Genomic DNA, 25,589 nt, shown 5'->3' with positions numbered 1-25,589 from the left:
GATGTAAACATTTACAACCATGAAACTCTTTGACGTTTATCCTGTCAACAACATCGTCATAGATAAGGCTAAAGGCTCTTATGTATGGGATGACAAAGGGGAACAATACCTTGACCTGTATGGCGGTCACGCGGTAATTAGTATTGGCCATACCCATCCGCATTATGTAGAACGATTAACCAATCAGTTAAATAAAGTCGGCTTCTATTCCAATTCGGTTAAAATGCCTTTGCAGGAAGAACTGGCGGAAAAACTGGGTAAATTATCCGGCAAACCCGATTATCAGTTATTCCTGATCAGCTCAGGCGCAGAAGCTAATGAAAATGCCCTTAAGCTGGCCTCCTTTCACAATGGCCGCAAAAAAATAATAGCGTTTAAGAAAGCTTTCCACGGACGTACCTCCCTGGCAGTTGCTACCACTGACAACCCATCTATAGTAGCACCGGTGAACCAAACATCGAATGTGATCTTTCTTCCCTTCAATGATGTAGCAGCGCTGGAAGCCTGCTTCGCAGAACAGGGTAATGAAATTTCCTCGGTGATCATCGAAGGCATACAGGGCGTGGGCGGCATCAATGTAGCCAGCGAATCATTTTTACAAGCCATCCGTCGCTTATGTGATCAATATGGCGCGGTATACATTGCCGACAGCGTACAATGCGGTTATGGCAGAAGCGGTAAATTCTTTTCCCATGACTGGGCAGGTGTAAATGCGGACATCTACACCATGGCCAAAGGCATGGGTAATGGTTTCCCTGTTGCCGGCATCATCATTGCTCCGCATTTACAACCCAAACATGGGATGCTGGGCACAACATTCGGCGGTAATCACCTGGCCTGCGCAGCAGCCCTGGCAGTAGTAGAGACTATTGAGAAAGAGAACCTGATTCAGAATGCAGCCGAAATAGGTGAATACCTGATGACTGAACTGAAAAAAATACCCCAGCTGCAAAATGTACGTGGCCGTGGTTTAATGATCGGGTTTGATGTACCCGAACAGTTCAAAGACCTGCGCAAGAACTTGCTGTGGAAACACAAGATCTTCACCGGCGAAGCAAAACCAAACGTGATCCGGTTGCTGCCTTCGCTGGCCCTGCGCAAAAAAGATGCAGACCAACTGCTGGAAGCCATCAAAGAAGAAATTCAGGTAGGCGCTGAAAGCATGGCAAAATAAATTGAACGGTAACATTATTATTCATTCTCCTTTCCGCTACAGGCATGAAAAATTTCACAAGTGTACACGATGTCCCCAGTATCGACGAGCTGGTAATTAAGGCCCTCTCTTACAAAACCACTCCGTTTATAGACAAATCTTTGGGAGCTGGTAAACGTATTGGTTTATTGTTCCTGAACCCAAGTATGCGTACGCGCCTTAGTACCCAGATCGCAGCCCAGAACCTGGGTATGGAACCCATCGTGTTCAATGTAGGTCAGGAAGGCTGGGCACTGGAGTTTGAAGACGAAGCCATCATGAGCGGAAGCACCGTAGAACACGTAAAAGATGCTGCGCCCATCATGGGTAATTATTTTGACATTCTGGCCATTCGCACCTTCCCTTCCTTAAAGAACCGGGAAGACGATTACAGCGAACTGTACATAAAACAATTCATAAAGTACGCCGGCATTCCGGTGGTAAGTCTGGAAAGCGCTACCCTGCACCCGCTGCAAAGCCTTACGGATATCATTACCATTACAGAATCCCTGAAAAAGAAACCACTGCCGGCAGGCAAAAAGCCCAAGATCGTTCTTACCTGGGCCCCCCACGTAAAACCATTGCCGCAATGCGTGGCCAATAGCTTTTCGCAATGGGTGAACGCCTGGGGACAAGCCGACTTTGTGATCACTCACCCCGAAGATTATGAGCTGGACGAACAATTCACCAAAGGCGCTACCATTACACACAACCAGGATGAAGCGTTAAAAGACGCCGACTTTGTATATGTGAAAAACTGGAGCACCTTTAAAGATTACGGTAAGATTTACACCAACGATCCCGAGTGGATGCTGACCAATAAAAAACTGGCCGTTACCAACAATGCCAAAGTTATGCATTGCTTACCGGTTCGCCGTAATGTGGAATTGAGCGATGAAATACTGGATGGGCTCAACAGCATTGTTACCCAGGAAGCCAGTAACCGCGTTTGGGCAGCACAGGCCGTACTCAGTGAAATACTCGAATCGTTAAAATAAACAAGCAATCGGTGTCTACATTATATGTTGTTAAGATAGGCGGTAACATCATCGATGATGAAAAGAAGTTATCGGATTTTCTGAAAGACTTTGCGGCAGTAAAAGGCCAGAAGATCCTGATCCATGGCGGTGGCAAACTGGCCACCAAACTGGCCGAACAAATGAACGTTCCGCAACAAATGATCGATGGCCGGCGCATTACCGACGCAGAGACCCTGAAGATTGTTACGATGGTATACGCTGGTTATATCAACAAGAACGTGGTGGCGCAGTTACAGGCCAATAACTGCAATGCTATTGGCTTAACCGGCGCCGATGGTAATGTTATTCTTGCCCATAAAAGGAATCACCCCACCATCGATTATGGTTTTGCCGGTGATGTGGATGCCATCAATACCAGCCTGCTGAAAAGCATCCTCGATCAACAGATTGCCGTGGTAATGGCCCCCATTACCCACGACCAGAAAGGACAGCTACTGAATACCAATGCCGATACCATTGCACAGGAAGTAGCCACATCGCTGAGCAAGTTGTACGATGTGCAGTTGATCTATTCATTCGAAAAAAGCGGGGTGCTGCTCGATGCCAATGACGACAGCACGGTCATCAACTCCATTGACCCTTCCTATTATCAGCAATTAAAATCCGAACAAAAAATATTCGCCGGCATGATCCCTAAACTGGATAATGCTTTTGCCGCGCTGACCCGTGGAGTAAAGAAAGTGATCATAGGCAAAGCTGAACAGTTAACTGATCTCATCACCGGTAAGGCCGGAACAAGCATTGTACATGAGTAATACCAATTTACATACACTGCAACAAAGCGCTATTGAATTGCTTAAGCAGTTGATCAGCACCCCTTCCTTCAGCAAAGAGGAAGATAAGACAGCTGACATTTTAAAATCATTCCTTGAAAAGCATGGTGTGCCGGTTAAAAACGTGCAATACAACGTATACGCCCGCAACGCGCACTACGACGAGAATAAGCCCACCATCTTATTAAACTCGCACCACGACACTGTAAAGCCCAATAAGAACTATACCCTCGATCCGTTTACGCCCATTGAAAAAGATGGAAAGCTATTCGGTTTGGGCAGTAATGATGCCGGTGGTCCGCTGGTATCATTGATCGCTACCTTTCTCCATTTTTATAACAGAAACGATCTTAAATACAACCTGGTGCTGGCAGCTTCTGCAGAAGAAGAGATCAGCGGGAAAGACGGGATTGAACTGGTTCTCCCCCACATTGGCAAAATTGACTGCGCCATTGTTGGTGAACCCACTCAAATGCAAATGGCAGTGGCTGAACGCGGCCTGATGGTACTGGATTGCGTAGCTCATGGCAAAGCGGGGCACGCCGCCCGTAACGAAGGCGAGAACTCGATCTACAAAGCCATAAAAGATATCGAGTGGTTCCAGTCTTATCAATTCCCCAAGGTATCTGACCTGCTGGGACCAGTAAAAATGAGCGTTACGGTAATCGAGACTGATAACAAACAGCACAACGTGGTACCTGCCCATACCAAATTTGTGGTGGATACCCGCGTAAACGAGCTGTATTCCTTCGAAGATATTCTGGAAGTGATCCACAAAAACGTGCAGTGTGAAGTGATGCCCCGCAGTACTCGGCTGCGTTCCACCTCTATCGCACTCGACCACCCATTGATAAAATCGGGCGTGTCATTAGGCAGAACCTACTATGGTTCCCCTACTACCTCCGACAAAGCCCTGATGCCCTTCCAGGCATTGAAAATGGGCCCGGGTGATTCGGCAAGGAGCCACACGGCCGATGAGTTTATTTACGTGGAGGAGGTTAAGGAAGGGATAGCGTTGTATGTGAAGCTGCTGGAGGGAATATTGTAGTTGCCGTTGCCGGTTACCAGTTACCGGTTACCAGGGAATACAGAATATGGTTAATACTTTGATTAGAGTGCATTTTATAACAAAAATCACTTCAATCATGTCAAGTTACAGGGATTTGGAAATCTATAAAGAGTCAAAGCGTCTGGCTGTTAATATTCATAAAATGATCTCTCGGCAATGCTGAGCTATATAATAATTTGAGAAGTGATTATGATCTGCTAAGTAAAAGAATCAATAAATATACTCAGTGGGTAGAATCAAACCTCAATGGCATTAATTAATAAACCTGGAAACCGGAAACTGGTAACTGGCCCCCCGGTAACCGGTAACTGGCAACTGGAAACCATTACACAATGAAACTCTGGAGCAAAGAGACCACCAATACATCACAATTAGTCGAAACATTCACTGTCGGCAGAGATAAAGAATTTGATATCCTGTTAGCGAAATACGATGTGCAGGGTTCTATGGCGCATGTACGCATGCTGGGCGAAGTAGGTTTAATGACGAAAGAAGAAGCAGACATTGCTATAAAAGGCCTGCAGGAAATAGCTGCCGAGATTGAACAGGGCCGCTTCAAAATTGAAGAAGGCATTGAAGATGTACACTCCCAGGTTGAATTTTTGCTCACCCAACGCATTGGCGATGCCGGTAAAAAGATCCATAGCGGCCGCAGCCGTAACGACCAGGTTGCAGTGGATATAAAATTATACCTGCGTGCCGAAGTGCTGGCCGTTAAAGAGGAAGTAAAACAAACCTTTGACCTGCTGATAGCTCAAAGTGAAAAATTTAAAGACCATTTATTACCCGGATATACCCACCTGCAAATTGCCATGCCCTCCTCCTTCGGATTGTGGTTAGGCGCTTATGCGGAAAGCCTAACGGATGACATGGAACTGCTGGTGGCCGCCTACCAGGTAGCCAATAAAAACCCGCTGGGCAGTGGCGCTGGTTATGGTTCTTCTTTCCCCCTGAATAGAAGACGCACTACCGAACTGTTAGGGTTCAAAACCTTAAACTGGAATTCGGTATATGCGCAAATGAGCCGGGGCAGAACAGAGAAAGTTATTGCAACCGCCGTTGCCGGCGTTGCCAGTTCCATTGGCCGCCTGGCAATGGATTGCTGTTTGTATATCAGCCAGAATTTTGGCTTTATTTCCTTCCCATCGGAATTAACAACCGGCAGCAGCATTATGCCGCATAAAAAGAACCCTGATGTGTTTGAACTGATCAGGGCAAAATGCAACCGCCTGCAGGCTGTCCCTAACGAACTGGCTTTATTATTAGCCAATCTGCCCTCAGGTTATCATCGTGATCTCCAATTGACCAAGGAGATCTTATTCCCGGCTATTGAAGAACTAAAAGCCTGTTTGCAAATGACCCGGTTAATGCTGGAGAACCTGTCGGTTAAAAGCAATATCCTGGACGATGAGAAATACAAATACCTGTTTAGTGTAGAAGCGGTAAATGAGCTGGTGAATAAAGGCATTCCTTTCCGCGAAGCCTATAAAGAAGTAGGTAACCAGATTGAAAAAGGCGAGTTCAACTTCGACTATAAAAAACAACTCCACCACGTGCACGAAGGCAGCATTGGTAACTTATGCAATAAAGAGATTGTGGAAGTAATGGATGGAGTATTGAAGAAATTCTAGTTTCAGGTTGCAGGTTCCAGGGCTCCCTGTAACCTGCAACTTGTACTTTGTAACTATCTCTTTAAAGATTCCTGCGAAACTCTGGCAGGTGTATCTTTCCCTGCAACAATAGAAGTAGAACTAATAGCAATAGCCCTGATAATGGCCGCCATATTGTTCATATCGAGTGTTTCAATTTCATCTTCCTGCGTGTGATAAAATTGCTCGCTGTCCATTTTTGAAGTAGAAATGGTATGCGCAGGTACGCCCTGCCTGGCCAGTGTGGCATTATCACTTCTGTAAAACAATTGCTGGTCGGGATATGGATCGGGATAGAACTTAAAATTGGTTCCCTCCAGGTTCTTCTCCAGTATCTTGCCCATATCGGTTTTTTCGTAACCGGTAATAAAGGCTGAGTTGGTACCCCATTTACTTTCAGTACCGATCATTTCTATATTAAACATCGCCATTACCTGGTCGGGATTGAAATTCTGGGAAAAATATTGAGAACCAAATCCACCACTTTCTTCTCCTGTAAAAGCTACAAAGACGAGTGTGCGTTCGTTCTTTTTTTGTTTGGCAAAATAGTTGGCCAGCATGATCACGGCAGTAGTACCCGCTGCGTCGTCATTGGCTCCGTTAAAAATACTATCGCCTGCTGCATTGGCTTTGCCAACACCCAGGTGATCGTAGTGACCGGAGAAGATCACATATTCATTCTTCTTTGATTTACCCGGTAGTATACCCACCACGTTTTTCAGCGGTCTGCCACTTACGGTTTGTTTGTATTGAATGGAATATTCGCCTGCCTCTTCTTCTGACAATACCATTACGATATCACCCTTGGGACTGAACATAGAAGATCGTTTAATTCTTTCAAACATCGCACGTTGTGCCGTATCAACCATCAGCAGGTAATTGCCGCCTTCACCCCTGATCTTCATCAGAAGGGCTGACAACACATCATTTGCTTTTACAACGATCTGCTTAAAACCTGATGACTGATTTATTGATATGTCTTCTTTGCCAGTAAGCACCGCCACGTTTTTTTCAGTAAGCGGTTTTCCATTCATGGTTCCATTAACAGAAACCGGTGTAGTGCGCAACATGGAAAAATCCTGTAAGAAGGAGGTACCATTACCGGCTTGTAAACCTGCCTTTTTAAATTCCGCAGCAATGAAATCAGCTGCTTTGTCTATTTCGGGAGAAAATACCCGGCGGCCACGCAAGTCATCGGCTGACAGCGTTTTCTCAATACGCTCCACCTCTTTGGCATTGATGATCTTGTCTATGGATTGGGAAAAAACAGTTTGCTTTACCAGCAACAATAGGATAAAGTACGAGTAGCGCTTAACCATGAATTGTAATTTTTAACAAATTTCGTCTTTTATAAACTCATCATTTCTTTGAACTTCACCGTTTGTCTACGGCTCACTTCTATCTTCTCACCCCCTTTCAGCTCCAGCAACAAACCGCCATTGAAGTAGGGCTCAATTTTATCGATCAAACGCAGGTTCACAATATGTTTACGATTGGCCCTGAAGAATGTTTTTTCATCCAGCCTTTCTTCCAGGGCATTCAGTGACTTTAAGATGAGTGGTTTATTGGGGCCAAAGTATACTTTGGCGTAGTTGCCCACACTTTCGAACAACCGGATATCCGACAGCTTTACAAACCAGCAACGCTCGCCGTCTTTTACAAATACCTGGTCGTTCTCGCTTAAAATACTGCGGTTGAAATTTACCGGCACCATGGGTCCCTGTTCACGTTCTTCCTGCAGGTGCAGTTTTTGAATGGCATCGGCCAGTCTTTTGGGTTCTACTGGTTTCAACAGGTAGTCGAGCGCATTTACTTCAAATGCTTTCAGTGCAAATTCGTCGTAAGCTGTGGTAAAAATAACGTGGGGTGCTTTATCCAGTTCCGACAGCATATCGAAACCGGTTTTACCGGGCATGCTTATATCAAGGAAAATAAGATCGGGATTTATATTCTCTATCTTTTCCACTCCTTCACCGGCATTACTTGCCTCTGCCACTACTTCAATTTCCGGAAAATCCATAAGCAGTTTCCGAAGCTCACTTCTGGCCAGCCGTTCGTCGTCGATAATGATGGCTTTGATCATAACGGGTTTTATTTTTATTAAACGGGGATCAGTATGCGGGCTTCCACCAGGTCAGATCCCACTTGCTTTATTTCAAAGTTAGCTTTTTCACCAAACAATAACTGTAGCCGGTTACGGGTGCTCAATAAGCCAAAACCATCGCCCTCCTGAATATGTCCGTTCAAATAACCCGTATTCAATACTACCAGTTCATGGAAATTGTCTTTAAAATCAGAGATCACTTTTACCAGTCCGCCACCTACCTGTTTGCCGATCCCGTGTTTAATGGCATTTTCCACCAGCGTTTGCAGCATCATGGGGGGCACCGGTTGATCGAGTGTATCTTCATCTATCTGGTATTCAATCTTCAACCGGTCTTCAAAGCGGATATACTCCAGCGCCAGGTAATCTTTTACGATCCCCAGCTCTTTTTCAAAAGGCACCGTTTCCACCTTTTCTACCTGCATACTGCTGCGCAGAATATTGCTCAGCTCCGTAATGGCATTGCGCGCCCGGTTTGGGTTCTCATCTATCAGCGCCCTGATGCTGTTAAGGGCATTAAAAATGAAGTGCGGATTTATGTGCGCCTTTATGGTTTTCAACTCCAGTTCTTTTACCAGCGATTCCAGCCTGATCTTATCCAACTGCGCCTGCCGGGTTTTTACAATGTAGTGGTACGCGAAATAGATCAGGTTCCATACAATGATGATAAAAAAATACCCCAGCGAAATGCGGATCATTTTGTTTAGAAAGGTCAGCACCCGCTGTTTATCCGATTCAAATTCCAGCCACTCTTCCAGTTTCGCAATGGTAGAACCATACACGAGGGTGAACGCTATAGAAATTAAGATTATGTAAACCACCTGCTCATTAACCGGCTTTTCAACCAACTTGTATTTTTTGATAAAAGCACGCATTATGTGGGTGATAATAAACCCCAATGAGGCTTCCGATACCAGCGTCTGGTAAAAATAGGGCTGCACGCGGGTACGCAGGGTAAGATAGAAAAATATAAACAACACTATATAGGCGCTCCAGCCTATGATCTGGCAAAGCCAGTAATATGGAATTCTACTCTTCATCATGCTAGTTGGAACTGTAACAAATCTAGGCAATTAGCCCACTCTGGTTTGGTATTTGGGATATATGGCGGTAATAAATAGGTTACCGGCGCTACAAAGTAGTAAAATTGTCAGGGAAATGAGCTTGTATTTTACAAGCGGCAGCCCGGTTTTCCGTGGCCCGCTTTTTTGTTCTGTTAAAATATAAGCTTTATTAGGGCTCATGATTTAAAGCTGTATTTTTGTTACCAAATTTTCTAAAAAGATGGACATTACACCCGGCCCATTGTTGACTACCATCAATTCCCCAGCCGATCTTAAGCAGTTGACCAGAGAACAGTTACATCAACTTTGTGATGAATTGCGGCAATACATTATCGATGTAGTTAGTGTACACGGAGGGCATTTTGCCGCCAGCCTGGGTGTGGTAGAGCTTAGCGTAGCATTACATTACATTTACAATACCCCTTACGACCAACTGGTGTGGGACGTGGGGCACCAGGCGTATGGCCATAAGATCCTTACCGGCCGCCGCGATGAATTTCATACCAACCGCAAATACCACGGCCTCAGTGGTTTTCCCAAACGCAGCGAAAGCGAATACGATACATTTGGCGTAGGCCACTCGTCCACCTCTATCTCTGCCGCCCTGGGTATGGCCATGGCTGCCAAATACAAAGGCGAGAACCGCAAATCTGTAGCCGTAATTGGCGATGGCGCCATGACAGCCGGTTTGGCGTTTGAAGGGATGAACCATGCCGGTGTAGCCGATTCTGATGTACTCATTATCCTGAACGATAACTGTATGAGCATTGACCCCAACGTGGGTGCGCTCAAAGAATATCTTACCGATATTACTACCTCTCCTACTTATAACCGCCTTAAAGACGATATCTGGAAGGCACTGGGCAAATTACCCGTTGGGAAGAACTTTACCCGCGAAATGGGCAGTAAGCTGGAGCATAGTATCAAAGGCTTCCTCAACAAAAGCAGTAACCTGTTTGAAGCGCTGAAGCTGCGGTATTTTGGTCCTATCGATGGCAATAACATCACCAAACTGGTTGATACCCTGCAAGACCTGAAAAAGATCCCCGGGCCCAAATTATTGCACGTGATCACTACAAAAGGTAAGGGTTATGCCCTCGCTGAAAAAGAACAAACACTGTGGCATGCACCCGGTTTGTTCGACAAGATCACCGGTGAAATTTATAAAAAGAAATACGAAACGCCCCAACCGCCCAAATATCAGGATGTATTTGGACATACCATCATAGAACTGGCTGAAAAGAACGACAAGATCTTTGGCGTAACACCTGCTATGCCTTCAGGTTCTTCGCTCAAATTCATGATGGAGAAAATGCCCAACCGCGCTTTTGACGTAGGCATTTGTGAACAACACGCGGTAACCCTCAGCGCCGGTATGGCCACACAGGGTATGCGGGTGTTTTGTAATATCTATTCCTCCTTTATGCAACGCGCCTACGACCAGGTAGTACATGATGTAGCCATTCAAAAACTACCGGTAGTAATGGTACTCGACCGGGCCGGACTGGTTGGCGAAGATGGACCTACCCACCACGGCGCTTACGATATCGCCTTCATGCGTTGTATCCCAAACCTGGTTATCAGCGCCCCCATGAATGAAAGTGAATTGCGTAACCTCATGTATACCGCTCAGCTGGATACTATGGAATCGCCATTCGTGATCCGCTACCCGCGCGGTCAGGGTGTAATGCCAGAATGGAAAACGCCTTTCGAAGAAATTCCTATCGGTAAAGGCAGAAAGATCAAAGACGGTCAGGATATCGCCATTCTTTCCATAGGCCATCCGGGTAACTTTGTCACCACTGCTATCCGCGAATTGAAGATGGATGGACTGAACCCCGCACACTACGATATGCGTTTTGTTAAACCGCTTGATGAAGCTTTGTTACACGAAGTATTCAGCAGGTACGACAAGGTGCTTACGGTAGAAGACGGTACAGTTACCGGTGGTTTTGGCAGCGCTGTTCTGGAGTTTATGGCTCAACATAACTACAAAGCTGAAGTGAAAATATTAGGTATCCCCGATGCCATTGTTGAACATGGTACCCCAAAAGAATTGTATCACGAATGTGGTTACGATGCCCCGGGAATTGCCGCTGCGGTACGTGAGATGATGAAGGGAAAAGTTACCGTTAGTCAGTTACTCGGTTAGCAAGCCAATCAGCTAAACATACCAGGGACCGGCGCCAGAATTTGGTAGCCGGTTCTTTTTTCCTTTAACATTTTATTGGCAACGATAGTCTGTGGATTATGGGAAAGGCATCCTCTTGTCTACTCCATAACCCTGCAACAAGAAACGAATCCCGCTGCCCATTGCCAAAGCGATGGCTGCCCCATGGTATCGACTGCATTTTTACAAAAGCTCGGGCAGCTTATTGATAAATCACCACAGCCGATCCTGTTGTATATATTTGACAAAAACTAAACAGCCTCTGCGTAAGCAAAGGCTGTAATAATTTATAATACTGATTCCGGTTGTCTGTCGGGATCATCATCAGGGTTAAGCGGTCCCATATCGGGATCTACGTCCTGTTCCCAATTTTCGTTCAATTCAATGATGAAGTTATTACGTCCCTCACCTACCATGATGGTCATGTATTTCATTTGTATCAGCTCAAGCATCGACAGGAATATGAAGATGGCATGTATGCGGTCCTGACAAACATCGAAGATCTTATCAAATGGCATTACCTTTTCTCTCTTCACTTTATCCAGCGCGTACACCCTGCTTTCTTCCATGGTGTATGCATATTTCACCACGGTATGCACCGGTTTTACGTTCCGCTGGTCAACACGCTTCATTACCTTTTCAAAGGTCTTCATCAATTTGAAAAGTGTAATAGTTTGAATTTCAGTTCCCTCTCCGTTTTCCTCCCCAATACTGGCAATTTCCTTTGCCAAATTACCACGGCGTACCATCAGCATACGAATGGCTTCCATTTCGGCCATTTTAGCCGATGCTTCCTTAAAACGTTTGTATTCAAGGATTTTGTCAACCAGTTCCTGACGGGGATCAATTTCATTACCCTGAGCATCCAGTTCTTTACGTGGTAGTAACATCCTGGCTTTGATGCGCATAAGGGTGGAAACGAATAAGATAAACTCGCTCGACAACTCAATGTTCAATTGCTCCTGACCATGAATATATTCGAGAAAATCCTTTATGATATTACTGATAGGAATATTATAAATATCCAACTCATCCCGCTCAATAAAGAACAGTAACAGGTCAAACGGACCCTCAAACTGCGGCAACTTGATCTGATACGACGGTGTTTGATTCACTTGCAAATATTTTTAACCCATCCCTACACTGGCGGGAGCCAACAAACGTACGCCAAAAAAACAATTGCAGAAAATTACAGGCCTCCCTGAGCGCATTTTGTATATAACTTGTGAAATGGCGCCCGGGGAATGACCTGAGGCACCTAACAATCAATTATTTAGAACTTTCGCTGATAGCCAATGCCAATGAATTGCCTTACCTGTAGCCGGGCTGCATTTTTGTCTTTTCCAAAACTCTTTTGATCATCATCATAAATAAAATCGGCTCCGACATTAAAACCGAACCCTTTGTATACATTCATACTGATCAGGTTGGTCATGAACACATCAATATTCTGTGGATTGTGTTTATAATTTGAGAACAGGTCGAGCTTGGCTTTGTAGGTCAGATTTTTAATTATTTCCCTGTTTACGGTGGCTGTTAAATAGGCACCAATCTCATTGCGAACTGTTTTGCCTGAATCTACCCCATAAGCCCCTTTGGCTGATAATTCATCATCATTCACTATGACCCAGCGACTGGTTATAGGTGAAAGGAAGAGTGAAAATGTAGGACTTGGTTTCCAATCCATACCCGCTGCAACGATCACATAGGCCGGGGACAAAAAATTTGATGTTTTTATCTTGGTGGTATCATCAGGATAGGTAAACCCTGCAGTAAACTGCGACCGGAAATTAAACAGTCCCGTCAGATACATATGATCAAAGAGCTGACAGCCGTACTTCGATATAAGATCAATACGGTCATTTGTTTTACGGGTACCCAATGATGTGGAATTAATATACCCTATTTCCAGGTCAAGGCTATTATCCCATGAATGAATCCCCTTTTTGTAAAATGCATGCAGGTTTAATATTCCGTTGGAATTAAAAGAGAATTGATCACCACCCGCTGCCCAGTTGTTGAGCGAAGTTTGACCCACTGTACCGTTGAACATACCACCTGTTTTCCAGGTCTTGACCGTAGTGTCACTTTCATCTTTCTTGATGGTTTTTCCTGATTCACCTCTTAGATCCTGAACGGTTTTGTCTTGTGCAATACCAGTAACTGTTATGCAAAAAACGGTTACAACGGCCATGGCCAACTTCTTCATATTATAAATTGAATGGATTAAAAAAAAGGCATTTTGATTTGTACCAAAATGCCTTGCAAATATAAAAACCACATAGGTTATTTCTTTAATGCATCTCTAATTTCACGCAATAAAATTATATCCTCGGGTGTAACGGTGGGTGCTGCTTCTTCTTTTTTCTTGAACCGGTTTATACCTTTCACTATCAGGAAAAGTATGAATGCAACAATTATGAAGTTAAGTATTGCCGAAAGGAATACTCCAACCTTAACGGTGCCCATTATAACCAGTTTGTCCAGGTCCTGCAGGTTAGCAGCGTCGAGGGCAGGTTTTAATAACAGGGGCGTTATAACATCATCAACCAACGAACTAACAATCTTACTAAAAGCCGCGCCAATGATAACACCAATTGCCAGGTCAACTACGTTGCCCTTCATGGCAAACTCTTTGAATTCTTTCATCATACCCATAAAATATAGTTTTAGTTGTTAATGATATTTAGAACTAATATATTAAATTTTTAACCCATTGACCCCAAACGTACTAATAAATCCCCATTAACCTTTTTTCAATCCGGGAAATTGCATGTCCAGTTTCTCCAGCGTCTTCAGCAAGGCGCTGGCTATAACGTATTCCTTATACCAGTTTTGATCGGCAGGCACAATAGTCCAGGGTACATCGTTACAATGTTCAAAACAATCTTCATACGCAGCCATGTAATCGTCCCACAACTTGGCTTCTTGAAAATCGCTTTCGTTGTACTTCCATTGTTTGGCCGGGTTATGAATGCGTTCCTGTAAACGCTCTTGTTGTTCTTCGGGCGATATATGCAGGTAGAATTTCAGGATCTGTGTATTGTTATGCTCCACTAACAACTGTTCAAAATCATTGATCGCCTTCATGCGCTTTCTGGCTGTTTTATCGTCGATCATTTTATGCACCCTGGTCACCAGTACATCTTCATATTGCGAGCGGTTAAACAACTGGATCATACCTTTTGACGGAGCGGCTGCATGTATGCGCCATAAAAAATCATGACTCGCCTCTTCGGAGGTAGGTACCTTGAATGAGTGTACGCGTACGCCCTGTGGATTCATGCTGGTAAAAACCTTTCTTACAAGACCGTCTTTCCCGCTGGCATCCATTCCCTGCAAAACTATCAACACCGAATGTATCGATTCGGCATACAATAAGTTCTGCAGCTGATCGAGCTTCGCCAGTATACCAGTCAATTTTTCTTTTGTTTCTTCTTTGTTCAGGTCTTTGGGCGCCCGGGTACTGATTTCCTTCAGTTTAATATTAGCCATGGAAATATGTTTATTTCAAATTATCACTTTTCAAAGTTAATACCTGATTTTTGAACAAATATTTGCATGTCAGTCACAAGAGATAGCCTTATCGGTGGACTTGTTTTCACTGCACTCTGTATCATCTGGGGAAGTTCATTCATCCTCATGAAGGAAGGAATGAAGTTTTTAAGTCCTTACCAGGTAGCCACCATCCGCATACTCAGCGCGGGGGTGGTGTTATTACCCGTTGCCATCCGCCACTGGAAAAATATTCCAGCCAATAAGCTGGGTATTGTTTTTCTATCAGGAATATTGGGCAGCTTTATTCCGGCTTATTTATTCTGCCTGGCTGAAACAAAGATCGATAGCAGCCTGGCTGGCTTTCTCAATTCACTTACACCTGTTTTTACCATATTTACCGGATTGTTATTCTTTGGCCAGGTATTTCAATTGCACAAATTAACCGGCGTACTGATAGCCATCAGCGGAATGCTGGTATTGCTGTTTGCCAAAGGAAATGTAAACGTGCAGTACTTTTCTTACGCCAGTTTTGCGTTGGTGGCAACCGTTCTGTATGGTTTGAATATAAACCTGGTGGGCCGTCATTTAAAAGAGATCGGCTCGCTTTCTGTGGTAGCAGTTAGTTTTGCTTTATTGTTGCTGCCTTGCTTAATAATCCTTTGGTTTACCGGTTATTTCTCCCTGCCGCTTTCTCAAAAAGGCATTGTTTTTTCAAGTAGCGCTTCTTCCCTTTTAGGTATTATGGGAACAGCTGTAGCCACAGTCCTTTTTTATATTTTGATAAAACGCTCCGGTGGATTGTTTGCGTCCATGGTAACCTATGGCATTCCGTTTATTGCTTTATCGTGGGGCGTATTGGCGGGAGAAACGATCAATGGCTGGCAGATACTTGGGCTGGTAATTATTCTGGCAGGAGTATATGTTACAACCAGATGGAAGAAGAAAGAAACAGGAAGCAAGATGTAGGAAGTACAAAAAGAAAAAGTAGGAGATCTGAAATAAGCGAGCGTCTTACCTCAAACCTCCTACTCCTTATTTTGAAAATTAAACGGTCATAATTTCTTTTTCTTTAGCCGCCAGGTGTTTATCAACCAACGAAATGTAGCGGTCGGTCATTTCCTGGATGTTCTTTTCGGCATCTTTGCACACATCTTCACTTAAACCATTCTTTTGTAATTTCTTCACCCCTTCCATGGCGTCGCGGCGAATATTGCGGATGGCTACTTTTGAATGTTCACCTTCGCCCTGTGCTCTCTTCACCAGTTCCTTACGCCTTTCCTCGGTTAATGGGGGCATAAATAACCGGATCATATTACCGTCATTCTGTGGATTAATTCCAATGTTAGCGGCAATAATGGCCCTTTCAATAGGCTGAAGCATATTTTTTTCCCAGGGTTGAATGGTTAAGGTACGCGCATCGGCTACCGAAACATTTCCCACCTGGCTAATAAGTGTAGGTGTTCCATAATAATCAACTACAATACCGTCTACCAGGTTTGGATTGGCTTTACCGGCACGTACTTTTACTAATTCCGTTTCCAGGTGACTAATGGCTTTATCCATGCCCTCCTGGGTTGATTCAATAATAATATTTAATTCATCTGACATAGGAAGAAATATTAAATGCCTGCAAACCTACAAAAAATGAATGGCTTCAGATACAAAGTTACTGCTTTGCGGTGCCAATTTGCAGTTACAGGTTACAGGTTGCAGGGCTTGCTCTGATAAATCGGGACTACAAGGCTTAAAATGTGAATTTCAACCTGGTACTTGAAACCTGGAACCTGGAACTAATTCTTATGTTCCAGAATGGTATCGGTAGTAAGCGGTACGATCTTGGAGCTTTTCAATTCGCCATCGGTTGCCTCCATGGTTTTAGCAACATACAGGCGTGCACGTGGCCGGGTATAGTACAGGGCTGCAATGCCGGAAAAGAATATGGTCAGAATAGCCAGGATGATCCAGGTGCAACCCAGGTTACGACCTGCATAAGCAGCCACTATGAACAGCATATTGATCGATACCAGTGCAATAGTTATAAACCGGTGTGAATAACCTCTGTCGAGCAACAGGTGATGAATGTGATTTCTATCGGGACTAAAAGGTGAACGACGGTGAAAAGCTCTTATCGCAAACACCCGCAGGGTATCCATTAAAGGTATTACCAGTATGGCTACGCTGATGGCCGGTGATGCAATAACAGGTACCGCTATATCGGTTTGATTGGCTACGCTGATGAATTTTACAACCAGTATGGCATTCACCAATCCTATGAGCAGTGATCCCGTATCACCCATGAATATTTTTGCCGGTTGAAAATTAAAGATCAGGAAAGCCATCAGACTGCCGGCCAGTGAAAAGGCCAGGATCGAATAAGGCAGCATGTTAACCTGTAGGAAATAAAAACCGAAGACGGTAGAAGCCATCAACCCTAATGTACCAGCGAGCCCGTCGATACCATCGATCAAATTAAACGAGTTAATGATCACGATGATGGTCAGGTAAGTTAACAACAGGCTGAACATTTCAGGCAATTCATGTATGCCCAAAAAGCCATACATGCTCTTTATCTGAACGTTTCCTTTGTAAATGATGAGGAAGGCAGCCAATACCTGGCCAATGAACTTCTTGATGGGTGATATTACCAGAATATCATCCTTCAACCCCAGGAAGAAGATAACAAATGCTGCTGCAAAATAATATTGGAAGTCACTCGCAGACTGGTAAGGGATAGCAATGAGACAAGCCAGCATAAACCCGGCAAATATCCCCAGACCACCTAATGAAGGAATTGGGCTTTGGTGCACTTTTCTTTCATCAGGAATGTCAAATAGTTTTTTCTGTTCTGCAACGGTAATAATTACCGGGATAGCTAAAAAGGTAATTGCGAATGAAATAGCTATAGAGAATAATACATCAAACATCAGCCTGATTTTAGTCTTGGAAATAAAATACGTGCTACTAATCGGGCCGGTTGGGGCTCACACACAACAAAGCAACGCAAATTACAGCGTATTTTCGGAATTCCAACTATTAATAACACTTACTTTAATTAGTAAATTCCTTTATAAAACGGCATTTGATATAAAAATATTGGGAAAGTTTAATTTGATTTATTGATACAAAACAATTCCTGTAGTTTTGCAACCAAATTTTAATTGCGCTATGCCAGCTTTAAAGGACATTGCTACACAAATTCGCAGGGATATAGTTCGTATGGTTCATGGTTGCGCTAGTGGCCACCCAGGGGGTTCATTGGGCTGTACTGAGTACTTTACTGCCTTATACTTCAAGGTAATGAAGCATAATCCTCAGTTTGATATGGACGCCCGCAATGAAGATGTTTTCGTATTATCGAACGGACATATTTCACCAGTATTTTATTCTACTTTAGCCCGCGCAGGTTATTTCGATGTAAAGGAACTGGCAACTTTTCGTAAAATAGACTCCCGTTTACAAGGTCACCCTGCAACGCACGAACACCTGCCCGGTATTCGCATTGCCTCGGGTTCTCTTGGCCAGGGCATGAGCGTAGGCATAGGCGCTGCGTTGACCAAAAAGCTCAATGGCGAAAATACTACAGTATATACCTTACATGGCGATGGAGAACTTGATGAAGGTCAGAACTGGGAAGCTATCATGTTTGCAGGTGCTAAAGGCGTTGATAACCTTATTTCTACAATTGACTGGAATGGTCAGCAAATTGATGGCCCTACCGATAAAGTGATGAAACTGGGCGACCTGGGTGCTAAATTCGAAGCTTTTGGCTGGGATGTGGTACATCTCGACAAAGGAAACGATGTTGACGCGGTAGTTGCAGGTTTGGAAGAAGCCAAAAAACATACAGGTAAAGGCAAACCAGTTGTTGTTCTTATGAGAACAGTAATGGGCGCCGGTGTTGATTTCATGGAAGGCCACCACGAATGGCATGGTATTGCGCCCAACGATGAGCAGCTGGCTTCAGCCCTTGCTCAATTACCAGAGACACTTGGCGATTATTAATAAGAAGCTTTATAATATTATAGCCCTTCCGATCCATCGGGAGGGCTTTTTGTTTTATGTAAGGATTCAAAATCACTACCTTTATAAGTAGTTAAATATTATATACGTCTCATATGCATGGGAAAGAAAAGTTCACTACCTCCCAATCCCTTAACTCCTCAATTCAATAGGTTGCAATGCAGCCTTACGCGAAGGGAACCAGGAGGCCAGAAAGGCTACCAGCGATACGGTCAGCAACACCAGCAGAAAATCGGTTGCGACTAATTGTACCGGGTAGTAATCAATTAAAAACGTGCCGCCTTGTATAGCAATGATCTTATACTTCACCTGGGCCCAGCAGAAGATGACCGCCAGTATCACACCGCCCAAACACCCAATACCTGCTAACAGCAACCCCTCCGTCAAAAAGATCTTTTGTATCAGTTTATTATTGGCACCCATCGATTTCAATACCTGGATGTCTTTTTGTTTTTCCAGCACCAGCATGGTCAAACTGCCGATCATGGTAAAAGCAGCCACGATCAGCATCAACGTAAGAATGCCATAAATAGCCCACTTCTCCAGGCTCATTACACTGTACAAACTTTGATTTTGCTCATACTTCGTTTCTACTGAATAGGTTATCCCCAACAGTTGCTGTATTTCCTTTTGTACGTCTTTATCCTGTACACTACCATGCAGGCCCATCTCAACGCTGCTGTATTCATTTGGCCCCAGTCCCATCAACCCTTTCATGAAATCCAGATTGGTGATGGCGTATTTGTTATCTATATCCTGTTGAATTAAAAAAGTACCGGAAGTAGCGATCTTGGCAGCCTGTACCGACTGATATGGATCAGCGACATTGAAGTTCATGCCGCGTTTAAAAGCATATACGGAAAGCGGGTAAAGGTATTTATCGCTTTCAATACCTACGGCATTCTCTACCCCATTGCCCAAAACAAGCGAAGGCTCCTCTGCATTACCGGTTTGAAAATTACCCCGGATCAGTTTCTGGGCCACACCGGCCACTGACTCATAAGAGGTATCGACTCCTTTGAGATTAACAGGTACCACCACATCGCCATTTATAAGCAATGTTTTTTCTTCTGCTACCAGGCTATAGGCATGTACTCCTTTTATAGCTGCCAGTTTTTGCAGCTGCTGTGGCGTGAGAATTATGGTTTTGCCCGATTTGGCTGAGATCTTTATATCGGGATAGAACGAAGAATACAATGACTTTACCAGTCCTTCAAATCCGTTGAACACACTTAGTACTACAATAAAGGCAAACGTAATACCCATAATGGCAACAATGCTCACCCATGCAATAACATTGATGGCATTGGTACTTTTTTTCGCTTTAAAATATCGCCAGGCAAAAAGAAAGTTCAATAGTTTGTGTTTTGGGTACTATAATCTTTTCTATTGTTTGTTCTTGTCGTCGTCGGGATTGATCTTCTTGAACAATTCTTCCATTTTAAACACATGGTCCAGCGTATCATCGAGATAAAACTTCAGTTCGGGCATGCGCCGTAACTGTTTGGCCACGCGGGCGGTGAGCTCCCTTTTTATTTCCCAGCCTCTTTCTTCAATCTTTTTCAGGGTGCTGTCGGCATCCTGAACCTGGAACAAACTCAGGTATATCCGGGCTTCCAGCAGGTCGGGCGTCAGTTTTACGGAAGTAATGGATACCATCCCTCCGTCGATCATACTCAGCCCCAATCGCTGAAAAATCAGATTTAATTCTTCGTTTAGTAAACTTCCCACCTGTTTTTGGCGTTTCCCTTCTTGCATTTCCTTAACGGTTTAATAGCCGTAAAATTAGTTACTTTGCACCGTTTACTCATTATTTAACTGATTCATGAAGCGATTTTCAAGGATTTTCTTTTACCTGCGGGACCAAAAGAGCAGAATTGTAGGATACTTAGTTTTCAACCTGTTATCTATAATTTTTTCGCTGGTTTCGCTGGCAATGTTGGCTCCTTTCTTAAAACTGTTATTTTCCAATGAACCACCCCTTACCGTAAGACCGGCTGTTCAATGGAACTCCGAGGGGTTGATGAACCAGCTGAAATATGGGTTGTCATACCTCATCATTCACTACGGCTATACACAGGCCCTGATCGCCATTTGTGTGTCCATTATACTTTCCATCTTATTTAAAAATCTGTTTTTATACCTGGGGTTCCGTATGCTTATTCCGCTGCGCAACCGCATTATGACCAATTTCCGGGAAGACCTGTATAATAAGATATTGGTGCTGCCCGTAAGCTATTTCACCGATCAGCGTAAAGGCGATATGATGTCGCGTATGAGTAACGACATGAATGAGGTCGAGTGGAGTGTCGTGGGCGCCCTGGAAGGATTGATAAAAGACCCGCTGAACATCATCATAGTACTGGCTTCCCTTATCTTCTTAAGTCCCGGACTGTCCCTGGTGATGCTGATATTATTACCCGTAGCCGGATTTATCCTTGGTAAGGTGAGTAAAAGCCTGAAAAGACAGTCTAACGAGGCGCAGGAAGAACAGGGGTTAATGTTAAGTATTCTTGATGAAACCCTGGGTGGTTTACGGGTAGTAAAAGCCTTCAATGCCGAAAAACTGATGCGCGACCGTTTCTTTGGTACCAACAACCGCCTGAACAAATTGCGTATACAAATGGCCTTCAAACGCGACCTGGCGTCCCCTATGTCGGAGTTCCTGGGCGTAATGATCTTTTGCTGCATCCTCCTCATTGGCGGGTACATGGTGTTCAACGGCAAAGGTCTGGCGCCTGAAGCCTTCATCACCTACCTTTCTTTGTTTTACCAGATCATTCAACCGGCCAAATCACTTTCCCAGGCATTTTATAATATGCGTCGGGGCGCTGCTGCCATCGACCGGGTTGAAGAGGTATTAGTTGCACCTGTAATGGTAAAAGAATCGGATAATCCCCGTCAGCTGCAAACATTTGGCAGCAGGATCGAGTTCAAAAATGTAACCTTCAAATACGACGACATCACCATTCTCGATAACATTAACCTCACTATTGAAAAGGGTAAAACAGTTGCCTTTGTAGGCTCCTCCGGCGCCGGTAAAAGTACCCTGGCCGACCTGGTACCTCGTTTTCATGATGCCACCACCGGCGAACTGCTGATCGATGGCGTTAACATCAAGGAATATTCGTTGCTGTCGTTGCGCGATCAAATGGGTATTGTAACCCAGGAGCCCATCCTGTTCAACGATACCATTGCCGCCAACATTTCCCTGGGTAATCCGGTGGCCAATATTGCTGAAATTGAGCAGGCCGCCCGTATAGCCAATGCCCATGATTTCATCATGAAAAAAGATGAAAATTATCAAACCAATATAGGCGACCGGGGTAGCAAACTGAGCGGTGGCGAACGCCAGCGCCTCACCATCGCCCGCGCTGTATTAAAGAACCCTCCTATTCTTATCCTCGACGAAGCCACCTCCTCTCTGGATACCGAAAGCGAGCGACTGGTTCAGGATGCCATCAATAAAATGATGGAAAACCGTACCAGCATTGTTATTGCACACCGGTTAAGCACCATCCGCCACGCCGATGAAATAATCGTTTTGCAAAAAGGGAAGATCGTAGAACGGGGTACACATGATACCCTGATCGGCCAGAACGGCTTCTACAGAAAACTGGTTGAAATGCAGGAAGTTAAGTAGTCACAGGTTACAAGTTTCAGGTTGCAGGGTTTTCTTTTTTAAAACCTTTCCCTGTAACGTGTTACCTGAAACCTGCAACCAGTATTTTGCTATCGTCCATTAACTACTAATCATATTACCTGCTGTCAATAGATTCAACCATTCAGCCATGAAAATGCCGCCAAATTATCTAAATAGCTAATTTTCGGATTAAATATTTAAACATACTACATGAAAATGGCTGCTACCAAAGGCAGGTTATTGCCATGCCTGTTACTGATTGCGATATCAACCCATGCTCAAAAACAGAATTACACCTTTGAACAGATCTTCAAGAACGGTGAAACCAATGTTGTAAAACAACTACCAACGGTTAAAGGCTGGGCAGACGACGCCCATTATCTGCTTACGCAAAAAGAGGCCGACGGCCACCTGTCAACCACCATGGTAGATGTAAAAACCGGAAAAGCAGTCCCCTATCCCGATATGGATATGAGCCAGCTGCAGCCTTCTACCAGTATTTCCGGCGGTATAAACATCACGTTCTCCCCCAATAAAAAATATGCAGCCTACACCAAAAAAGATAACAACCTGTATCTCTATGATGTAGCTGCCGGCAAAGAAACAAAGCTGACTACCGATGGATCTACCACCATTTTAAACGGCTACAGCAGCTGGGTGTATTATGAAGAGATCCTTGGCCGCGCCACCAAATACAAAGCATTCTGGTGGAGCGACGACAGCAAACACCTTTGTTTTATGCACTTCGACGAATCGCAGGTGCCCGTATTTCCCATTTATGTGGCTGATGGCCAGCATGGTTATCTTGAAAACACCCGCTATCCCAAGGCTGGTGATAAAAACCCCGATGTTAAGATCGGTATCGCCTCCGTTGACGCCAACAACATTGTTTGGGCCGATTTCAATGCTCAGGACGATCAGTACTTCGGCGCCCCCGCCTGGTCGCCCGATGGGCAATTATGGATCCAATGGATGAACCGGAAACAAAACAACCTGAAGTTTTATAGCATCAACCTCACCGATGGCAGTAAAAAAGAGGTGTACGATGAAAAGCAATCTACCTGGATCGACCTGGATGAAAGTGAACGCATCACTTTTCTCCCTGCAGGGAAAGGTTGTATTGTAAAAAGCGATCGCGATGGCTGGGAAAACTTATACTACTACGATAACAACGGTCAGTTAAAGAATGCCATCACCAACGGCAATTTTTGGGGAACCAGCATCATAAAGATCGATGCCAAAGCAAACGTGGTATATTTCAAAGCCCGCAAAGAAAACTCGGCCCGTTTTGATTTCTATAAAGCGGGGTTAGATGGTAAAGGCCTTACCCGACTGAGTTTTGGCGAATACAGTCATGACCTCATCAGCGTTTCGCCCAACGGCAGTTATTTTATTACCGGTTATTCAAACCTGAGTACACCGCCCGCGCTGGCCCTGGTTGATGCCAAAGGCAAAGTGGTAAGGGAAGTGGCCAGCAGTAAAGGAAGCAGCTTTAATGATTACAACCTGCCTAAAAGCGAGTTGAAATATGTTACTTCAACCGATGGTACGTTTGAGTTACCAGTTCTGATCACCTACCCCATCAACTTCGATCCTGCAAAAAGATACCCGGTGCTTATCAGTATTTATGGGGGCCCTAATGCCGGTACTGTATACGACCGCTGGCGGCCAACCGGCTCCCCTGCGCAGTGGTTTGCACAGGAGGGTATGATACAGGTTGCCTTTGATAACCGCAGCAGTGGCCATTTTGGCAAGAAGGGTTTGAACTATATTTTCCGTCAGTTAGGTAAATATGAAATTGAAGATTTTATGGCCTGTGGCCGCTGGTTAAAACGCCAGCCCTGGGTAGACAGCAACAAGCTGTGTATTACCGGTGGCAGCTTTGGTGGTTATATGACCTGTATGGCCCTCACCTATGGTGCCGATGTATTCCCATATGGCATAGCCAATTCTTCGGTAACTGACTGGCAATATTATGATACGCATTACACCGAACGCTTTATGAATACGCCCCAGGACAATCCGGAAGGTTATAAAAACACGTCGGTTTTAACGTATGCCAATAAATACAAAGGATTGTTGCGTATTGTACATGGCACTTCAGACGACAATGTACATATGCAAAACAGCCTGGTATTCATCAATAAGCTGGAGGATATGAAAAAGCATTTTGAATTTATGCTGTATCCCGGCGAACGCCATGGCTTTATCGGTGCGAAAGGCGTTCATAGCCGCTATGAGGCTTACAAATTCTATTATCAGTACTTACTGGAGAAGCCGATGCCGGCAGCTTTTTGGGCACCTGACAGCGCGCAGAAAGGATTTTAGAGACAGGTGGTATGAAATTTCTGTCTTCTTAAACAAACAAAGCCCCCTCGGTATAACCAAGGGGGCTTAATAATTTAATGTATAACTGGCATAACAAACCCATTCCACTAAAAGCAGAATGATTACCAACCGATTGGCAAACGACTATTTATTCATCATTTGCTTGGCCTCGATGCTCAGGGTAGCGTGCGGTACCGCGCGTAACCTGGCTTTATCGATGAGTTTACCGGTTACCCGGCAAATGCCATACGTTTTGTTTTCGATGCGCATCAGAGCTTTCTCCAGGTGATCAATGTAATTGATCTGACGGCTGGCCATTTGGGCCAACTGCTCCCGTTCCATACTCATACTGCCATCTTCCATGGTCATGTAGCGATTTTCGTTTTCATCGCCACCCATTTCATCTTTGCGGGTTATTAAACCCTGTAAATAAGTAAGTTCTTTTTTGGCCTGCTCTGCTTTTTTCAGGATCAGGTCTTTGAACTCGCTCAGTTCGGCATCACTATATCTCATGGTTGGTCCTGTTTGAATGTTTTCTGGTTGATCTAATACTGATTTCGTGAATTCCGGTTCGTATCGACGCGATGTTTTTGTCTTTATTTCCGGAATCACCACTTTTACCGGTTTTGGGGGCTCCGGTTTTTTAGGTGGTGGAGGTGGAATAACCGGTTCCGGTTTTTTGACTTCCACCTTTACTTCCGGCTTTTCGACCTTAACAGGAGCCTCCACTGTCTTTTTAATATCTTTAATTTCTTTTATATCAACGTGTTTGGCAACAGGCTTAGCCGTATCAGGTGCATGGGATGGTTTTGCATGTGCCTTGGCAGCAACCTCGTGGTGAGCAACGGCCGCGTGTTTTATCGGGGCCTTCTTTTCAACAGGTGGCTTAACTGCCTTTTTTGCAGCAGGCTTAACATCCTTTTTAGCAACTATTTTTTTTGCAGCAGATTTGGTTGCCCCCACAACCGGACGAGCCGATTTTTTCGGGGCAATCGTTTTTTTTGCTGGCTTGGCCGCCTTTTTCTTGGTTGCCATACAT

Annotated in this window: 22 protein-coding genes; 10 read left to right on the top strand and 12 right to left on the bottom strand. The window is 44.4% G+C overall.

Translation table 11 applies throughout. From position 1 onward, the window contains the following. Positions 1-19: 19 nt before the first annotated feature. The 5 genes from BMX95_RS06055 to argH all read left to right on the top strand — a co-directional run bounded on the left by BMX95_RS06055 (position 20) and on the right by argH (position 5,705). Positions 20-1,174 (top strand): aspartate aminotransferase family protein, encoded by a 1,155-nt coding sequence (locus tag BMX95_RS06055; protein WP_081201084.1) that lies wholly within the window; start codon positions 20-22, stop codon positions 1,172-1,174. Positions 1,175-1,218: 44 nt separating this feature from the next. After that, positions 1,219-2,190 (top strand): Rossmann-fold NAD(P)-binding domain-containing protein, encoded by a 972-nt coding sequence (locus BMX95_RS06050; protein WP_081201083.1) that lies wholly within the window; start codon positions 1,219-1,221, stop codon positions 2,188-2,190. 11 nt (positions 2,191-2,201) lie between these two features. After that, entirely contained in the window at positions 2,202-2,987 is a 786-nt protein-coding gene (argB, locus tag BMX95_RS06045) for an acetylglutamate kinase (RefSeq protein ID WP_081201082.1), read from the top strand. Then, positions 2,980-4,053, top strand: a complete 1,074-nt coding sequence (locus BMX95_RS06040; protein ID WP_081201081.1) for a M20 family metallo-hydrolase — start codon at positions 2,980-2,982, stop codon at positions 4,051-4,053. The genes argB and BMX95_RS06040 overlap by 8 nt, the downstream gene beginning before the upstream one ends. Positions 4,054-4,406: 353 nt before the next feature. Next, complete coding sequence (gene argH, locus BMX95_RS06035; protein ID WP_081201080.1) at positions 4,407-5,705, top strand: argininosuccinate lyase; 1,299 nt, start codon at positions 4,407-4,409, stop codon at positions 5,703-5,705. 53 nt (positions 5,706-5,758) lie between these two features. Here the strand turns inward: argH and BMX95_RS06030 are convergent, their stop codons facing one another. Genes BMX95_RS06030 through BMX95_RS06020 form a run of 3 tightly spaced genes read right to left on the bottom strand, consistent with a single transcriptional unit; the run spans position 5,759 to position 8,870 of the window. Further along, a complete protein-coding gene (locus BMX95_RS06030) occupies positions 5,759-7,042 on the bottom strand; it encodes a M20/M25/M40 family metallo-hydrolase (RefSeq protein ID WP_081201079.1) in 1,284 nt (427 codons plus the stop codon). Positions 7,043-7,071: 29 nt separating this feature from the next. Continuing rightward, on the bottom strand, positions 7,072-7,806 hold the full coding sequence (locus tag BMX95_RS06025) for a LytR/AlgR family response regulator transcription factor (protein WP_177193680.1): 735 nt from the start codon (positions 7,804-7,806) through the stop codon (positions 7,072-7,074). A gap of 17 nt (positions 7,807-7,823) precedes the next feature. Next, a complete protein-coding gene (locus BMX95_RS06020) occupies positions 7,824-8,870 on the bottom strand; it encodes a sensor histidine kinase (RefSeq protein WP_242673143.1) in 1,047 nt (348 codons plus the stop codon). Between the two features lie 241 nt (positions 8,871-9,111). Here BMX95_RS06020 and dxs point away from each other — a divergent pair, with 241 nt between their 5' ends. Beyond that, positions 9,112-11,043 carry a 1-deoxy-D-xylulose-5-phosphate synthase gene (gene dxs / locus BMX95_RS06015; RefSeq protein ID WP_081201078.1) on the top strand — a complete coding sequence of 644 codons (1,932 nt, stop codon included), beginning with the start codon at positions 9,112-9,114 and terminating at the stop codon, positions 11,041-11,043. Between the two features lie 305 nt (positions 11,044-11,348). Here dxs and BMX95_RS06010 read toward each other — a convergent pair whose 3' ends face one another. From BMX95_RS06010 to BMX95_RS05995, 4 genes are all read right to left on the bottom strand, one after another. After that, positions 11,349-12,176: a segregation and condensation protein A gene (locus BMX95_RS06010; protein WP_081201790.1), complete on the bottom strand. Its 828-nt coding sequence runs from the start codon at positions 12,174-12,176 to the stop codon at positions 11,349-11,351. Between the two features lie 158 nt (positions 12,177-12,334). Further along, positions 12,335-13,270 (bottom strand): DUF3078 domain-containing protein, encoded by a 936-nt coding sequence (locus tag BMX95_RS06005; protein ID WP_081201789.1) that lies wholly within the window; start codon positions 13,268-13,270, stop codon positions 12,335-12,337. A gap of 77 nt (positions 13,271-13,347) precedes the next feature. Continuing rightward, positions 13,348-13,713 carry a large conductance mechanosensitive channel protein MscL gene (gene mscL / locus BMX95_RS06000; RefSeq protein WP_317043931.1) on the bottom strand — a complete coding sequence of 122 codons (366 nt, stop codon included), beginning with the start codon at positions 13,711-13,713 and terminating at the stop codon, positions 13,348-13,350. Between the two features lie 93 nt (positions 13,714-13,806). Then, a complete protein-coding gene (locus BMX95_RS05995; RefSeq protein WP_081201076.1) occupies positions 13,807-14,556 on the bottom strand; it encodes a PPK2 family polyphosphate kinase in 750 nt (249 codons plus the stop codon). Positions 14,557-14,622: 66 nt separating this feature from the next. Here BMX95_RS05995 and BMX95_RS05990 point away from each other — a divergent pair, with 66 nt between their 5' ends. After that, positions 14,623-15,525: a DMT family transporter gene (locus BMX95_RS05990; RefSeq protein ID WP_081201075.1), complete on the top strand. Its 903-nt coding sequence runs from the start codon at positions 14,623-14,625 to the stop codon at positions 15,523-15,525. A gap of 78 nt (positions 15,526-15,603) precedes the next feature. Here BMX95_RS05990 and frr read toward each other — a convergent pair whose 3' ends face one another. Then, a complete protein-coding gene (gene frr, locus BMX95_RS05985; RefSeq protein ID WP_081201074.1) occupies positions 15,604-16,167 on the bottom strand; it encodes a ribosome recycling factor in 564 nt (187 codons plus the stop codon). Between the two features lie 182 nt (positions 16,168-16,349). Next, entirely contained in the window at positions 16,350-17,483 is a 1,134-nt protein-coding gene (locus BMX95_RS05980) for an MraY family glycosyltransferase (RefSeq protein ID WP_081201073.1), read from the bottom strand. 241 nt (positions 17,484-17,724) lie between these two features. Here BMX95_RS05980 and BMX95_RS05975 point away from each other — a divergent pair, with 241 nt between their 5' ends. After that, the gene (locus tag BMX95_RS05975; protein WP_081201072.1) at positions 17,725-18,561 is read left to right on the top strand and encodes a transketolase; all 837 of its coding nucleotides are present in this window, start codon (positions 17,725-17,727) and stop codon (positions 18,559-18,561) included. Positions 18,562-18,711: 150 nt separating this feature from the next. Here the strand turns inward: BMX95_RS05975 and BMX95_RS05970 are convergent, their stop codons facing one another. Both BMX95_RS05970 and rbfA read right to left on the bottom strand, forming a co-directional pair. Beyond that, on the bottom strand, positions 18,712-19,935 hold the full coding sequence (locus BMX95_RS05970; RefSeq protein WP_081201071.1) for an FtsX-like permease family protein: 1,224 nt from the start codon (positions 19,933-19,935) through the stop codon (positions 18,712-18,714). 30 nt (positions 19,936-19,965) lie between these two features. Further along, on the bottom strand, positions 19,966-20,337 hold the full coding sequence (gene rbfA, locus BMX95_RS05965; protein WP_081201070.1) for a 30S ribosome-binding factor RbfA: 372 nt from the start codon (positions 20,335-20,337) through the stop codon (positions 19,966-19,968). A gap of 67 nt (positions 20,338-20,404) precedes the next feature. On the opposite strand from rbfA, the gene BMX95_RS05960 reads away from it, so the two are divergent. After that, positions 20,405-22,222, top strand: coding sequence for an ABC transporter ATP-binding protein (locus tag BMX95_RS05960; RefSeq protein ID WP_081201069.1), 1,818 nt, complete (start codon positions 20,405-20,407; stop codon positions 22,220-22,222). 210 nt (positions 22,223-22,432) lie between these two features. Further along, positions 22,433-24,550, top strand: coding sequence for a S9 family peptidase (locus BMX95_RS05955; protein ID WP_081201068.1), 2,118 nt, complete (start codon positions 22,433-22,435; stop codon positions 24,548-24,550). Positions 24,551-24,694: 144 nt separating this feature from the next. Here BMX95_RS05955 and BMX95_RS34425 read toward each other — a convergent pair whose 3' ends face one another. Then, positions 24,695-25,585, bottom strand: a complete 891-nt coding sequence (locus tag BMX95_RS34425) for a TraR/DksA family transcriptional regulator (protein WP_107686029.1) — start codon at positions 25,583-25,585, stop codon at positions 24,695-24,697. Positions 25,586-25,589: the final 4 nt, after the last annotated feature.

Source organism: Niastella yeongjuensis, assembly GCF_900110245.1.
Classification (GTDB): Bacteria; Bacteroidota; Bacteroidia; order Chitinophagales; family Chitinophagaceae; genus Niastella; species Niastella yeongjuensis.
The sequence above is the reverse complement of the archived record's forward strand: the minus strand, read 5'-3'. Positions and strand labels throughout refer to the sequence as shown.